The sequence below is a fragment of the Aeromonas simiae genome (assembly GCF_000820125.1).
GTDB lineage: Bacteria > Pseudomonadota > Gammaproteobacteria > Enterobacterales > Aeromonadaceae > Aeromonas > Aeromonas simiae.
In genome coordinates, this window is sequence record NZ_CDBY01000024.1 from 1 (window position 1) to 538 (window position 538).

General features: G+C 72.3%; 1 protein-coding gene. It reads left to right on the forward strand.

Going from position 1 to position 538, the window contains the following annotated elements; genetic code table 11:
* Positions 1–538: DUF5801 repeats-in-toxin domain-containing protein (locus BN1134_RS19925; RefSeq protein WP_042045299.1), on the forward strand; the 538-nt coding region annotated here is incomplete at both ends.

The window sequence follows — 538 nt, forward strand, 5'->3', positions numbered from 1 at the left end:
CTGGGCGATGGGGAGTACCAGCTGCAGACCACCCAGTACGAGGCGCTCGATCACGGCGACAACGCCACCTTTGACGAGGCGGTGAGCCTGCTGCTGGCGGCGGGGGGCAGCCTGAGCCTGCAATACAGCGTGACCCGGGTGGACGGCGACGGCGACAGCATCACCCGCAGCGCCAGCATTCCGCTGGTGACGGCAAGCAGCTCGGTGCTCAGCTTCGACGACGACGGCCCGACCCAGAGCGTGGCGGTGGCCGGGCAGGCCGACCTGGCGGGGCTGGCGGTCACCCTGGACGAGACGCAAGGGGCGAGCGACCACTACGCGGACGGGGAGAGCCCCGACAGCTACAGCAACGACGACCACGGCCACCTGGCGCAGGTCACCACCACCCTGAGCGGCGGCCTGCTGGCGCTGTTTAGCGCCAGCGGGGCGGACGGGGCGGACGGGGCCGGCAGCCTCAGCAGCAGCCTGCGTCTGGTGGGGATCCCCAGCGGCGGCAGCCTCGCGACGACCTTGTCGGCGACCGACGGCGGGCCCATCC